The following is a 14,453-nucleotide window of genomic DNA, read 5'->3' as shown; positions in this document are numbered from 1 at the left end:
TTTTTCTAGTATATTGATTGTGAAAATGATATAATAAACATAAGATTATCAAGTTAAGTTTTTGTTAAAATAGGTTAATTTTTAAAATATTGTTTGCAGTTGACTTTGGTTTTCAGTAGAAAAGCGAGGAAACTATATGACCGAACACTATACCCATCTTTTGCAAGAAGTACTAAATGCTGCAAAGGAATTAGCTATTCAAAAACACAATTATCAAGTGGACATTCCGCATGTTTGGACAGTGCTGACCCAGCCTCAGGCTTTTTCTTTGGAATTCTATGCCGGTCTGGACCTTGATATTAATGAATTTATCAGCGTCATCAATCAGGAACTAGCCAAGATTCCTGTATTTTCACATACGGAAACGAACCGATTTGGACGTCAGTATAGCCAGCGTCTCAAGAATCTTTTGGATGATGCGGTGGCTGAGAGGGCGGAACTGAGGGACGAGGTAGTAACAGTAGAACACCTGATTCTCTGTCTATTTCATCAGCAAAGGAATCCGATAACTGTCTTTTTGAAGCAGGCAGGGATTGATAAGGAGCTAGTTGCGAAAAAGTTGAATAAGGTTCGCCAAGGCAAACGAGCTGTCTCTTCCAGTCAGGAGAGTCGCTATCAAGCCCTGAGCAAATATGCGACTAACTTTAATCAGTGGCTGGCTGACCAGACCGATAGACAGGTAATTGGTCGAAAAGACGAAATTGACGATATTATCCGTGTGCTGTGTAGGAAAGAGAAAAGTAATGCCATTCTCCTAGGTTTTCCAGGTGTTGGAAAATCCAAAGTGATAGAGGGGTTTGTTGGCAGACTGCTTGCTGATGATGTTCCTGAACATTTACTGAGAAAGGAAGTTTTTAAGTTAAATCTAGGCGGACTAATTGCCGGGACTAAATATAGAGGAGAGTTTGAAGAGCGCTTCAAGGCTGTTTTGGATGAGGTGCTGGCTGCTAAGGGGAAGATTATTCTTTATATTGAGGATATCCATCAAATCGTGACAGCAGGTCGGACAGAGGGCTCTCTTGATGCAGGCAATCTTTTAAAGCCGCTCTTGGCTCAGGGACAGATTAATATCATCGGAACCACAACTTTTGCTGCTTATCGAGAAAGCTTCGAGCTAGATCAAGCTTTGGAGGGGCGTTTTCAGCGGATTCGCATTGAGGAGCCCGATCAAGATAAGGCATTGACAATTCTGCAAGGACTGCGGGAGAATTACCAGGATTTTCACGGAGTTAGGCTGATGGACGAAGCCTTGCAGGCAGCAATCAGTCTTTCAATTCGTTATCTATCAGATCGTTATTTGCCTGATAAGGCACTGGACTTGATTGATGAGGCGTGTGCTGTTAAGAAAATCCAGCTAGGTCAAGCGCAAACTGAGCAGCCAGACGTCAGTCGTGAAGATATAGCTAGTATCGTAGAGCGTATAACGGGAATCAAAGTGCAGGGAATCATGGACAATGAGCGCGAACACCTTCTAAATCTAGACAAGCTCCTGCGCCAGAGAATTGTAGGGCAAGACCAAGCTGTTCAAAAGGTTTCGGAGGCGATTTTGCGCTCGAGAGCAGGAATTCAAAATCCAAAGCGTCCTATTGGGTCCTTTCTCTTTCTGGGGCCGACTGGAGTCGGGAAGACTGCTCTGGCAAAATCCCTTGCTGAGCGGCTGTTTGGTAATGAGCTGGAAATGGTCCGGCTGGATATGTCTGAGTACATGGAAAAACATGCCGTAGCTCGTTTAGTTGGTCCGCCACCAGGTTACGTCGGATTTGAAGAGGGAGGACAGCTGACAGAAGCTGTCCGTAGGAGGCTTTATTCGATTGTTTTGCTGGATGAGATTGAAAAAGCCCATCCAGATGTATTCAACTCTCTGCTGCAAGTCTTGGACGAAGGACGCTTGACAGACTCTAAAGGCCGTACTATTGACTTTAAAAATACTATTTTGATTATGACAAGCAATATTGGCTCCCAGCAGATTTTGGAAAGTCTCAAAAGTGAACAGGGACTGACTTCTGAAACGCAGGATGAAGTTCTATCCTTGCTGCAACATAGCTTTAAGCCAGAGTTTTTAAATCGGATTGACGAGACGGTTGTTTTCAATCCTCTGAGGACAGAAGATATGATCAATATCGTAAAAATTATGGTTCGGCAACTTCAGGAAAGGTTGGAACATCAGAAGATTCAGCTTCATCTGAGCGAAGAAGTCTATGCTTTTTTAGCCCAGAAAGGTTACCAACCAGAATTTGGTGCCCGTCCTATTCAAAGAAGCATTATGCGCTATCTCGAAACGCCTTTGGCTCGTTATTTGGTAGAAAATAAGGAAACAACTGAAATGACAGTTCAAGTCAGTTTGAAGGATAGGCAACTGGATTTTAATTATTTGGTATAAGTTTCTTCTAAAAGTAAGCGCTTACTATGTATATACAAAGAAAAACAAAGAAAGGGGGTTCATGGTTTCTGAGCAGACTCTATCCTGAGATTTTGAAATGAGTCTTAGGTATACGTAAAATAATGAGATACTTTTTGTATCTATAGCCGACAGCAATCATTTTGATTGTTGGAGCACCCTTTGTATTTTATGAAAGGAGGAGTGTTTTGTCTGTTTATGATGTTTTGATTATCGGTGCTGGACCGGGCGGTTATGTGGCTGCTGAAGAAGCAGCTCGTTTGGGCAAGAAAGTGGCTGTGGTAGAAAAGAAGTCTATTGGCGGAACCTGCCTGAATGTAGGATGTATACCGTCTAAGGCCTATCTCCAGCACGGTCATTGGCTGCTGACAATGGAAGATGCCAGACGTTATGGTATTGAGAGCAAGCTTGAAAGGATTGATTTTGAGAAATTGGTAGACCGAAAGAATCAAGTTGTTGCCAGTTTGCAATCGGGAATTCATGCTAGCTTTAAGTCTTTAGGCATTGAGTATATAGAAGGTCAGGCCAAGTTTGTCAAAGACCGAACCTTCTCCGTCAATGGTAAAGAAATCAGTGGTAAAGATGTTATTTTGGCTACTGGCAGTTATCCTTTTGTGCCTCCTATTAAGGGGTTGAAACAGGTTGACTATCTAACGACGGATACGTTTTTTGACTTGAGGGAGCTTCCTGAGAAGTTAGTCATTATCGGAGGTGGCGTTATCGCAATTGAGCTAGCTTTCGCTATGGCTCCTCTGGGTGTTGCTGTCACTGTTATTGAGGTTGCGCCGGAAATTCTTTTGACCGAAGAAGCTGAAGCGCGGCATGTGATTCAAAAGAAATTAAAGAAAATGGGGGTGATGATTTATCAGGGAGCGCAGATAAAGGAAGTAACTGGTAATTCTGTCTTGCTTGAGAATGAGCAGGTTGCTTTTGACCATCTTTTGGTCGCTACTGGCCGCAAACCAAATCTAGAGCTAGCAAAGGATATGGGATTAGCCTTGACAGAACGGAATTTTATCAAGATTGATCAATACTATGAAACATCCAAAGAGCATGTTTATGCTATCGGTGATCTCTTGGAATCTTATATGCTGGCTCACGTAGCTAGTGCAGAAGGGATAAAGGCTGTAAGAGCTATCTGCCGGAGAGCTGAAGAAGCAGTTGATCCGCTGGGTGTTCCCCGTTCACTCTACACCAATCCTGAAGTAGCTTCTTTTGGTCTCAGCAAGGAAGAGGCTGAGCAGGCCGGCTATGATGTTCTGGTCGAGAAGCTGCCTTTCTCTTATAATGGGCGGGCTATCGCAATAGGTGAGACGGAGGGCTATGTCAAGCTAATCTCAGAAAAGCAATACCATCTTCTGCTAGGTGCAGTCATCGTCGGTCCGAACGGTACAGATCTTCTGCAGAATTTGATTTTGCTGAGGCAGGCCGAAGCAACGCTGGATCAAGTTCTTGAAACGGTCTTTGCTCATCCGACCACATCAGAACTAATACAAGAAGTCGCTAAAAGACTCGTTCAGGACGATTAATGAGGAGGTAAAAATATGTCAAATTATAAAGATTTACCACAACTATTGACCAAAACAAGAAGCCAAGGGGCTGTATCGGAGCTAGTCGATTTAAAAGTCCATGATGCTACTGAAGTTGAGGTGGAGCAGATTTCCAAAGAAAAAGCCAAGACCATGTATAAAACCATGTGGGATATCCGTAATTTTGAGGAAAATACTCGGCGTTTCTTTGCTGCAGGACAGATTCCTGGCTTTGTTCACCTTTATGCCGGAGAGGAAGCGATTGCTACGGGTGTCTGTGCCAATCTGACAGACCAGGACTATATTACCAGTACTCACCGAGGACACGGTCACTGTGTTGCTAAGGGCGGTGATTTAAAGGGAATGATGGCAGAAATTTTTGGCAAGGAGACTGGACTTGGAAAAGGAAAAGGCGGATCTATGCACATCGCCGATTTGGACAAGGGAATCCTCGGCGCCAATGGTATGGTTGGCGGAGGCTTTGGTCTAGCAACTGGTGCTGCTATGCGCAACAAGTATTTGAAAACTGACAGTGTAGCTGTCTGCTTCTTCGGTGATGGTGCAGCCAATGAAGGAAATTTCCATGAATGTCTCAACATGGCAGCAATTTGGAAACTGCCAGTTATCTTTGTCAATGAAAACAACTTCTTTGCAGAATCGACACCGCAATGGTATTCTTCAGCGTCTGGCACCATTGCTGAGAGAGCGGCTGCTTATAATATGCCCGGCGTTCGGGTTAATGGTAAGGATTTATTCGCTGTCTACCAAGTAGCCAAGGAAGCTGTAGAGCGGGCTCGTAGAGGTGAAGGACCTACCTTAATTGAAGCTGTAACATATCGCGATCATGGTCACTTTGAAGGGGATGAGCAGAAGTATAAGGCTTTGGAAGGTGAAGAAAAAGACTGGGCTGATGTGGATGCTCTGGACGTCTTCCGTGACTACGCTATCGAGCATGGCCTCTTGACTGAAGATGAACTTGATGCCATCTTAGAAGAGTCTCGAAAGGATGTGGAAGAAGCTATCAAATTTGCTCAAGACAGTCCTATTCCTCGTCCCGACTCTCTGCTGGAAGATGTATTTGCTGATTGATAGAAGGAGGTTGATCAAATGGCTAGACAACTGTTATTTATGAAAGCAATCAATGAAGCGCTGGATCAGGCAATGGCAAAAGATGACACCGTAATCCTTCTGGGAGAAGATATTGCTGGCGGTGTAACAATCAAGCACTTGGAAGAAGAAAACGAAGATGCTTGGGGCGGTGTAATGGGTGTAACCAAAGGGCTTATGCCAAAATATGGCCGAGAGCGGGTGATTGATACTCCGATTTCAGAGCACGGATACGTGTCAGCTTCTGTTGGAATGGCTCTGACTGGCTTGCGTCCAGTACCGGAGCTGATGTTCAATGACTTTATCGGTTTCTGCTTTGACGCCATTCTGGGGCAAGGATCAAAAATGCGCTATATGTTTGGTGGCAAGGCCAAGGTTCCGATGACAATGCGGACCATGCATGGGGCAGGAGCTTCGGCTGCAGCTCAACACTCGGGTTCATATTACGGTCTCTTTGGATCCATTCCTGGTATAAAGGTAGTTGTTCCAGCAACTCCGTATGATGCTAAAGGGTTACTGCTGGCTTCCATTGAAGACGACAATATCGTGATTTATTCAGAAGATAAGACTCTCTATGGTATCAAGGGAGAGGTACCAGAAGAATATTATACAGTTCCAATTGGAAAGGCTGCTGTCCGCCGTGAAGGAACAGACCTCACTATCGTTACTATCGGTAAAATGCTTTATGTTGCTTATGAGGTAGCGGATCGCTTGGAAAAAGATGGTGTTTCGGTTGAAGTGATTGACTTGAGAACGGTAGCCCCTTGGGATGAGGAGACTGTCTTTGAATCAGTCAAGAAAACTGGACGGCTGATTATCGTTGATGAATCCAACCCTCATAATAACACAGCGACGGATATTGCAGCAGCAGTGACAGACAAATGCTTTGACTATCTGGACGGCCCAGTGAAATGCGTCTGCGCGCCAAATGTGCCAGTACCATTTGCGGTGAATTTGGAACAGCTCTATATCCCTAATGCTGATAAGGTTTTGACTGTTGCTGCAGAATTGATTGATGATCTGAAGAGATAGAAGGGAGGCAAGTATGGCTACAGAAATTGTAATGCCTAAGCTAGGCTTAACAATGACCGAAGGTCTGATAAATAACTGGCTGGTCAAGGAAGGCGACACCGTAGCTGCTGGTCAGCCTGTCTTGGAAATCAGTTCTGAAAAATTGACCAGCGATGTAGAGGCGCCAAGCGCAGGAGTGATTTTAAAAATTATCAGTCAGGCGGGCGATACTGTCCCGTGCAAGAAAGTAATTGCATGGATTGGTGAAGCAGGAGAATCTATTCCAGGTATGGAGACGGAAGAAGTCTCTGCGAATAAATCAGAAAGTGATAAGGGAGCAGTTGATTCAGAGCCACAGCTAGCTGAAAAAACTGTGGCAGCAAGTTCCAACACTGTTGGAAAAAGTGAACAGGGACGTATTTTTATCACTCCGCTGGCCCGCAAGATTGCTAAGGAAAAAGGATATGATATTTCCATGATTTCAGGAACGGGAGGCAATGGCCGTATTACCCGACGGGATGTGGAAAACTATAAACCAGAGGCGCTTCCAAACCAAACACCTGAAAATAGCTCTGCGATCCTTCAGCCGGCTAGTCAGGCTGACTATGGCGCAGGATTGACAGGCATGCGCAAGACTATTGCGGAGCGGATGATGACCAGTCTCCAGACATCGGCTCAAGTGACCTTGCACCGTAAGGTGGATATCAGTCAGCTGATGGCCTTTAGACAGGATATGAAGGATAAGGTGGCTTCTCCACTAGAAAACGGAGAAATCAGCATCACGACTTTGCTGACAAAGGCAGTTGCCAAGGCATTGAAAGATCACCCTCAGCTCAACGCTTGGTATTTCAATGGTCAGTATCAGGAAGTAGAAGATATTCATATCGGTATTGCGACGGCGCTGAGTGATGGTCTGGTGGTGCCAGTCATTCGTCACGTGGATAAGCTAACGCTGGCTGACTTGGGCTTAGCTATCAAAACAGAGGCCACCCAAGCTCGTAAAGGCACTTTAGATCCAGCTCTTTACTCAGGTTCAACCTTCAGTATTACCAATCTCGGGGCAGCAGGGGTTGAATATTTCACTCCTATCCTAAATACTCCAGAAGTGGCCATTTTAGGAGTTGGTGCCCTGCAAACGGCGCTGGCTCTTGACAGCCAAGGACAGGTCTATGAGCAGAAATTCCTGCCGCTCAGCCTGACTTTTGACCATCAAGTCGTAGATGGTCAGCCTGCAGCGGAGTTTCTAGCCAGTTTAGCGGACAAGTTGGAATCTCCTTACGACTTGGTTTTCTGATAAAAGAATGAATAAAGAATTTCATTCCTGAATGATAAAGAAAGAGGCCAGCTGTTTATATCACTCATTAACAGTTGGCTTTTATATATTCTATCATTCTCTTGCTTCAATTTATAATGTTTAGATAAGGAAATGACAGGATGATAGGGAGTAAATTCTAAGGCTCTAAGTAGGTGAATCAAGCTGCAGTATAAGATAAATTGAATGACGATAATGGGAGAAAAATATCAGTGAGGTAGAATATGAAGGTTGCCAAAACACTAGTCTTAGAATATCTAGAGCAAGAATTACTAAAGAATAATAAGCAAGGCCTTGAAACAAAAGTGATTGCTGCTGCTTTAGGAATGCAACGCTCAAATGTGAGTACCATTTTGAATCAATTGGTAAAAGAAGGGATGCTTGTTAAAGGAAATACAAGGCCAGTTCAATACAAGTTAAAAGAGATATTTGTAGAAAATCCTTTGGATTTTCCAAGCATTATAGGTGAAAATGGCAGTTTGCGAACAGCCATCCAGTTAGCACAGGCAGCTATTCTATACCCAAATTATGCCCTTCCAGTTCTCATTTTATCCGAGGTCGGTGCTGGTAGAACTTACTTCGTTAATAAAATGATGGAGTTTGCCATTCAAAATCAAGCGATTAGTAAACCTCAGTTGTTTGAAAAAATTAACTGCTTAGACTATATTGATGTTCTGGATGATTTGCTGAAGTTGTTATTTGGCTCAGAGGGGACGAAGTCTGTATTTGAGAAAGTGGCAGAAGGAATTTTATTTATAGATAACATACAGGTTCTATCTTCGGCGGATCAAAATAGATTGATTTCCTGGCTGAATCACAGAGAAGGAGAACAAAAGAGACGTCAGAAGAAAGGTTTGGTAATTATCGGAAGTAATGCTAAGCTATCTGAACATTTATCCAATAAACTTCCTGTTGTAATCCAGCTGCCTTCTTATCCGAATCGACCGATTAGTGAAAAGCTAGAGTTACTAAATTACTTTTTAGCTATCGAATCAAAGAATTCTGCGCATGATATTCAAGTGCCGCGTGATGTCATTCATTCCTTCATCCTATCAGCGAATATTAGCAATATAAAAGAATTAGAATATGCAGTTCGAACAGCTTGCGCCAATGCTTTTGTAAGAAGTCTGAGATCAGAGCTAAAAGATTTAACACTCAGTAATGACGATTTACCCATTCCTTATCAAGGGATTCGTCATTTAGGAAGTCATAATGTAGTTAAAATCGATGAATTGATTGGAAAACGTAAGGTGCTAATTTATGATAAGGAGTTGGGATTGCTGGATTTTTCAGAGCAAGAGTCGGATGATTTATATAACAAAATTAAATCAGAATATACTCAGTTATCAGAAAGAGGCATTGAGCAGGATGATGTTTTTGAGGCAGTGAGAAACTATATTCAAAGTTATATTGAATACAAACCTTTTGTCGAGAAAGAAGATGAGTTGGAAAATCTTAATCAGCTTGAGACGATTGTTTCTGCTGAAGTGATTCAGTTGGTACAAGCCTTTGTTCTATCTGTTCAAAAAGAACTCAATCTAGAGCTTAATTCGACGGCATATTATGGCATCAGCCTTCATGTCAATGCGATGATTAAGCAGAAAGGCTCGTTGAATCGGCAGTTGGATAATGATGCTATTGTGAAAGTGATTCGGGATTATCCAATTGAGTATGCACAATGTTCTAAATTTGCCAGACAACTAGAAACAAGATTTCAACTAGCTGTTCCAATAGATGAAATCGTCATCCTAACCATGTTTATTATTGAATCCGAAAAGAAACAAGATAGTCTACGACCTATCTTGCTCTACGTCCTGCATGGTAAAGGGGTTGCCAAGTCCTTGGCTGAGTCAACCAAAATGCTGACTAAAAATAACCAAGTGTATGGCTTTGATATTCTATTAGAAGAATCTCTAGAGGAAAGCTATCGAAAATTAAAAGAGAGAATTGAGGGGCTAGACCAAGGTTTAGGTGTCATCGTCATCTATGATATGGGATCAATTAAAGAAATGCTGGATAAAATTCGAGAAGAAACTCTGATTAAGATCAGAGAATTTGAAATTCCCATTACTATGATTGGCATGGGGATTGCACGGCGTTGTTTGATAGAAAATGATATTGACAGTGTCTTTCATGCTTTTCATATGGAAATGAATCAGCTGTATAAAAATAGGGACCAGGAAAAAATCATCATTACACTCTGTTATACTAGCGAGGGCGGTTCTCTTCAGCTAAAGCACTATCTTGATCAGTATTCAAAGTTGGGTTACCGTGTCATTGCTTTGTCAGTTGCCAATAAGGAGATGTTGATTGAGGAAGTGATGGCTTTAAGAAAGACCTATCAAGTCCATGCTTTTGTTGGAACTTTCGACCCCCAAATTATGGGTATCCCTTTCATTTCTATTAAAGATGTTTTTGAGCAGCCCAAGGAGCACCTAGATAAATTATTGATGTTTGTACCGACCTCTGTAAATAGCTACGATTATGAGAAAGTTTACCAATTTTTAGAAGAGCAATTTGTCTATACTTCCTTAGCTAAGATTAAAAAGATTCTTCCTGCTATTTTAGATGAATTTGATTTTTATTATCAGCTGACAGAGGAGCAAACAATAGGCTTGTTTGTTCATATTGCGTGTCTGGTGGAGCGAACCCTTTCAGGAGAATGCCTGAAGAAGGGCAGTAAAGAAATTGCTGGTGTTATCGAAAAATTCCCTGATGACTATAAGCATGTTAGGAAAATCATCCGAACAGTGGAGCGAAGCTTTAAGATTCTTATAGATGACGCAGAGATTAGTGTTTTAATTCAGATGCTGCGCAAGTTATAAAATTGTATGTTAGAGTAGCAAACCAATAAAAAAGCACCTAACTCTCATTACCCTTTTTAGTCGGGATTTACACTTCCGATTTCTGTGGTAATGTTGTGATTTAGATGCTTTTTTACATGCGCTCGTGCACAAGATTATGCAGCCATTTTCCTGAGAAAACACGAGGGATGCCCCAGATTGGTTTGAGAACATCTTCGCCATTTATCACAAGAAAGATTAGCCAAATGGGAGCCTGCAGGCTAACCAAGGCATAGCCAAGTGGAATGCTGAAGAGCCAGACAGGTAAAATATCTAGAAGGCAGGCATAGTTGGTATCGCCTCCGCTACGTAAAATCCCAACGATTAAAACAACACTAAAAGCTTTTGGAATAAACAACAGGGCATTTAACTGAATCATCAAGATGGTTAGCTGCTCTGTCTGATTGCTTAAGTTGTAGAGTTTCAGAGCTAAAGGCATGGCCCAGATGAGTAGGATGCTGACAGTGAGTCCGATGAGAGGTAATAGAAGTAAGAAGCGCTTGGCATCTTGTAAGGCTTTTTCTACTTGATTCTCTCCGATGGTATTGCCTAGCATAACAGCTACGGCATTTCCCGCACCGCGTACAAAGACAAATCCAATTTGGGCAATGGCGCTAGCAATCTGAGTGGAGGCCACCACTTCAGTACCTAATAATCCGATAATAGCCAAGCCAATTGATGTTCCAAAAGACCAGGCGCCTTCATTGAAGACGACTGGCAAGGTTTTTTTCAAAAATTGATAAACGAAGTCTTTGTGGAAAGCAAAGAGTTCTGCTATGCTAGCGGCTCCAGCCATCCTTGTTCGATAGACACCAAAGACTAACCAGCAAAGCTCTAGCAATCGAGCCATAAAGGTAGCAATAGCGGCACCAACCAGTCCAAGTTTAGGAAACCCAATCAGCCCAAAAATAAGGACGGCATTGCCAATGATATTGGTCGCCATGGATAGGAGACTTGCAAGAGTTGGTAAGAAAACTTCGTTACTGCACCGACACATAGTAGCCAGAGAAGTTGTAATAGCTGTCATCAGGTAGGTCCAGGAGACGATAGATAAGTACTGGGCGCCCAACTCAATAGCTTCGGTATCATGAATATAAAAACCAATCAGTTGCTTGGGAAAAAGTAAAGCGACTAAAGTAAAGGAAGCGGAGATGAGTCCGCTCAGCATATAGACTAATCCCAAGGTTTTTCTCATATCAGCAATTCGCTGGGCTCCCCAGTATTGGGCCATGAAGACAGAAGCTCCGCTACCGATACCAAACTGTACAATAGTCAAGAGAAAGAAAATCTGGTTGGCAGCACCAGCAGCTGCGATTTGTTTTTCCCCTAGCTGTCCAATCATGACAACATCAGCTAGATTGACAGCGCTGGCCAGTAGAAATTGAAGAGAAAACGGTAGACTGAGACGTAAGAATTGTTTCAGAAATGTTTTCTTTTCACTCACTGTCCCACCTCCCTTCGTTTCAAATAGGATAAGCAATCAGTATGTCTAGTAACCTGATATCTAGAAATTTGTAGTTCTTTTTGAATTGGATGATTCTGACTCCGAATAAACTTCGCTCTTTCTACCTGATAGCTTGAAATAAGCCTCAAGTTTAGTGATAATAGGCAATTTGATCAACAAAAATTTGACAATCTTTATTAGCTTCTGTTTGAACCTCTACATTCTTCAATTCCTTTTCTGGATAAGGATTTTGGATTGGAAAGGCAAAGAAAGTCTGGCCGTCTTTTTGATAAGGTTTGGTGCTAAGCGAGACTTCAAATAATTGCTCATCTACCTTATAGATGGGTTCGCCAGGTAGAGGGTTAGTATTGCTAGACCGTTCCCAGTTAACACTTGTTTTGCCAATGTTTTCTCCAAAGATAATGGGAAGAGTGAACTCGGTTTGATCAGCATAGGTTAGTAGGATATTGCCGATTTGATAGGTTTCCATTTCAGGGAAGACACCGTCCACAAACCATTGGTATTCCACAAAATAGTCAGTAGCATAGCCAACTTCAATCCAGCTAGGGTGAGCCAGTGCTTCAAGACTGCGCGTGTGGTTTTGAAGGTCGGGATAGTGGTAATGGAAGAGATAAGATAAGGTTTTATCACGGATAGTCGCATAGTCTTCATCACGATAGTCATGATTCCAAAACATCTCGTAAGCATAGGCCAAGCCGAAGAAAATGACATTTCTCTGCAGGATTACCTCGTTTAAGGTGCTCCAGTTGGAGATGATAGCTCCCTTGCTCCCCTTCTTCAAATGCTCAGCCCAATGTGGAAAGAGATTGCCTTCAAAATTACCATAACGGATGCTAAAGCCTTCTTCCAAAACTTCATCTTCCAGTTTTTCATCCAAACTCCAGAGCCAATGAAGAATTTCGACATCTTTGGGAATCTGGTGAATGGCCTGCCAGGTTGCCGGCATGATGCCAACTTTTTTGCCTGTATCTTTTTTGAACTGGGGAGTGTACATGATGATTTCTGCTCCACCAAAAGGCCCTGCATCAGGAACGATAGCGTTTTTCAGAAGCTTGTCTCCCCAAATCATGGTTCGGACATTTTTCTGCTTGAGGTAGTCATAAATCTTGATAATGTCCTCTGCAAAGATATCAGCTCCAGCCTTCCCTTTGCAGCGCTCACACATGGCAATTGAATAGTATTCATCATGTCCGATATTGATGATTTCAGGTTCAAAGACCTCAATGATTTCATCCAGAACATCAAATAGGAGTTCATAAGAGGCAGGATTTGATGGGCAGTAAGTGTCCGGATAAGGATCTTCAGGGATTTCTGCGATTTCAGGGTGGCCAAGCATCAGGTAGTCACAGTGTCCAAGAGAGGGAACCTCAGGAATCACCTCAAAAAATCGTTCCTTGCAGTAGAGGACCAGATCTTTCACATCATTTTGACTTAGAAACTCCCCGTCACCATTCTCCATGTGAATGGCATTCTTGTACCAAGGGAAGGTATAGTCTTGGATTTCTTTGGTCTTGCCAGAGTATTCAGCCATATCAGCACAATATTTAATCCACTCCTGATTAATTTCAGGGTGTTTTTTATATTCCATAGCACCGCCGATTTCAATCATAATCGTATTGTACTTGAAAAAAGCAAGCATATCCACAAATTGCTTGAAGAAATCCATATTCTTACGAGACGGTAAAAAGACCTTGAGACCACGCTCGGAACAGACGGGTTCGTCGTAGGCCAAGCCATAAGGCAAGTAGCCATCCTGCAACATTTGGATAATTGAAATGGCCCCATAAAATAAGCCACGCTGAGACAAGGCATAAACGAAAATGCCGTCTTGAGCAATCTTTACGATGTGCGCTTCAGGATTGGATGGATAGGGAAGTGAAAAGGACTGCATGACCTCTAGTCCGACTTCTCGGGAAATCCCTTCTATGAAATGAATAGCAGGGAAAGCCAGCTGGCCATCATTTCTTGCTTTTGGATGAGCCAGTAAAGTGTCGGTTAAAATAGGCAGAGGGCTGAATATTTGAGTTTCTTTAGTGAAATAGCGACCGTTGTTTTCTTGTTTCCAATATTGAGGTGTGATGCCTTGTTTCATAATCTGCTCCTTGAACTATCTGAATATCTGCAAGTCATAAATCTGGGCGCAAAAAGAAGGTATGAATCGGATTTGCCTGTTACTGAGTTTTCTCTTTTCTAGTCTTCTCGATTTCGCCTTGAATCTTATAAAGATTTTCCGAAAGACGACCAAAGTAGAGTAGCTCTCCCATCCACTTGATGAGCTTGCTTTTTGAATTTTTTGTCAATTTATTTTGTTCTTGTTCTAGTGTAACTTCTAGCCCTTTTGCGCAAGGCTTGGTCTTGTAGGAAGTAATCGTTTTTTCACTATGGGACGAGATTTGAATAACGTAGGTTTCATGGCGACGATAGTCCAGAATCTCATAATCAGTCTTAGTGTAAATATTGTCTGACAATTTTGAGTAACGAAGTCCTTTCTTTAACCTATCTATCTTTTTTGTTTGATTGTCAGCTTGATTGATTTGATTCAGAAACTCGTTTTCCAAGAAGTCATAAAATTCGTCTGAAGTGACTTGGAGTTCTCTAATAATCTTCATAAATTAAGTATATAATAAGCCCTTGTGGAAAGTAACCCCTTTAGGGAAATGAGACGGTTTTTAGCGCTTTTTTATACTCTTTAGCTTTGTGTTATACATTATCATAAAAAACGATTATTTTTTATACACTAATTTTACGATAGGTTCTAAAATATATTAAGGGAACTATTTAAAAATAG

The 14,453-nt window shown here is 42.1% G+C and carries 9 protein-coding genes; 6 read left to right on the top strand and 3 right to left on the bottom strand.

Going from position 1 to position 14,453, the window contains the following annotated elements:
• Positions 1 to 136 precede the first annotated feature (136 nt).
• The 6 genes from HMPREF1150_RS01345 to HMPREF1150_RS01370 all read left to right on the top strand — a co-directional run bounded on the left by HMPREF1150_RS01345 (position 137) and on the right by HMPREF1150_RS01370 (position 10,182).
• Positions 137 to 2,380, top strand: coding sequence for an ATP-dependent Clp protease ATP-binding subunit (locus HMPREF1150_RS01345; RefSeq protein ID WP_009660281.1), 2,244 nt, complete (start codon positions 137 to 139; stop codon positions 2,378 to 2,380).
• Between the two features lie 206 nt (positions 2,381 to 2,586).
• Positions 2,587 to 3,927, top strand: a complete 1,341-nt coding sequence (gene lpdA / locus HMPREF1150_RS01350) for a dihydrolipoyl dehydrogenase (RefSeq protein ID WP_009660494.1) — start codon at positions 2,587 to 2,589, stop codon at positions 3,925 to 3,927.
• 15 nt (positions 3,928 to 3,942) lie between these two features.
• Positions 3,943 to 5,016 (top strand): thiamine pyrophosphate-dependent dehydrogenase E1 component subunit alpha, encoded by a 1,074-nt coding sequence (locus tag HMPREF1150_RS01355; RefSeq protein ID WP_009660421.1) that lies wholly within the window; start codon positions 3,943 to 3,945, stop codon positions 5,014 to 5,016.
• Positions 5,017 to 5,034: 18 nt separating this feature from the next.
• Complete coding sequence (locus HMPREF1150_RS01360) at positions 5,035 to 6,066, top strand: alpha-ketoacid dehydrogenase subunit beta (RefSeq protein WP_004186958.1); 1,032 nt, start codon at positions 5,035 to 5,037, stop codon at positions 6,064 to 6,066.
• Positions 6,067 to 6,079: 13 nt separating this feature from the next.
• Positions 6,080 to 7,339, top strand: coding sequence for a dihydrolipoamide acetyltransferase family protein (locus HMPREF1150_RS01365; RefSeq protein WP_009660459.1), 1,260 nt, complete (start codon positions 6,080 to 6,082; stop codon positions 7,337 to 7,339).
• Positions 7,340 to 7,581: 242 nt separating this feature from the next.
• Positions 7,582 to 10,182 (top strand): PRD domain-containing protein, encoded by a 2,601-nt coding sequence (locus HMPREF1150_RS01370; protein WP_009660263.1) that lies wholly within the window; start codon positions 7,582 to 7,584, stop codon positions 10,180 to 10,182.
• Between the two features lie 112 nt (positions 10,183 to 10,294).
• Here the strand turns inward: HMPREF1150_RS01370 and HMPREF1150_RS01375 are convergent, their stop codons facing one another.
• The 3 genes from HMPREF1150_RS01375 to HMPREF1150_RS01385 all read right to left on the bottom strand — a co-directional run bounded on the left by HMPREF1150_RS01375 (position 10,295) and on the right by HMPREF1150_RS01385 (position 14,274).
• Positions 10,295 to 11,680 (bottom strand): MATE family efflux transporter, encoded by a 1,386-nt coding sequence (locus tag HMPREF1150_RS01375; RefSeq protein WP_032905764.1) that lies wholly within the window; start codon positions 11,678 to 11,680, stop codon positions 10,295 to 10,297.
• 115 nt (positions 11,681 to 11,795) lie between these two features.
• Positions 11,796 to 13,757: a family 20 glycosylhydrolase gene (locus tag HMPREF1150_RS01380; protein WP_009660313.1), complete on the bottom strand. Its 1,962-nt coding sequence runs from the start codon at positions 13,755 to 13,757 to the stop codon at positions 11,796 to 11,798.
• A gap of 79 nt (positions 13,758 to 13,836) precedes the next feature.
• Positions 13,837 to 14,274: a DUF3284 domain-containing protein gene (locus HMPREF1150_RS01385; RefSeq protein ID WP_009660409.1), complete on the bottom strand. Its 438-nt coding sequence runs from the start codon at positions 14,272 to 14,274 to the stop codon at positions 13,837 to 13,839.
• Positions 14,275 to 14,453 lie beyond the last annotated feature (179 nt).

The organism is Streptococcus sp. AS14 (assembly GCF_000286495.1).
GTDB classification, from domain to species: Bacteria; Bacillota; Bacilli; order Lactobacillales; family Streptococcaceae; genus Streptococcus; species Streptococcus sanguinis_P.
Note: the sequence above shows the minus strand (reverse complement) of the source record. Positions and strands in the feature narration are given on the sequence as shown.

Coding starts and splice junctions, on each gene's coding strand:
- HMPREF1150_RS01380 (WP_009660313.1), bottom strand. CDS start 13,757: ATGAAACAAGGCATCACACCTCAATATTGGAAACAAGAAAACAACGGT.
- HMPREF1150_RS01385 (WP_009660409.1), bottom strand. CDS start 14,274: ATGAAGATTATTAGAGAACTCCAAGTCACTTCAGACGAATTTTATGAC.
- HMPREF1150_RS01345 (WP_009660281.1), top strand. CDS start 137: ATGACCGAACACTATACCCATCTTTTGCAAGAAGTACTAAATGCTGCA.
- HMPREF1150_RS01355 (WP_009660421.1), top strand. CDS start 3,943: ATGTCAAATTATAAAGATTTACCACAACTATTGACCAAAACAAGAAGC.
- HMPREF1150_RS01365 (WP_009660459.1), top strand. CDS start 6,080: ATGGCTACAGAAATTGTAATGCCTAAGCTAGGCTTAACAATGACCGAA.
- HMPREF1150_RS01360 (WP_004186958.1), top strand. CDS start 5,035: ATGGCTAGACAACTGTTATTTATGAAAGCAATCAATGAAGCGCTGGAT.
- HMPREF1150_RS01370 (WP_009660263.1), top strand. CDS start 7,582: ATGAAGGTTGCCAAAACACTAGTCTTAGAATATCTAGAGCAAGAATTA.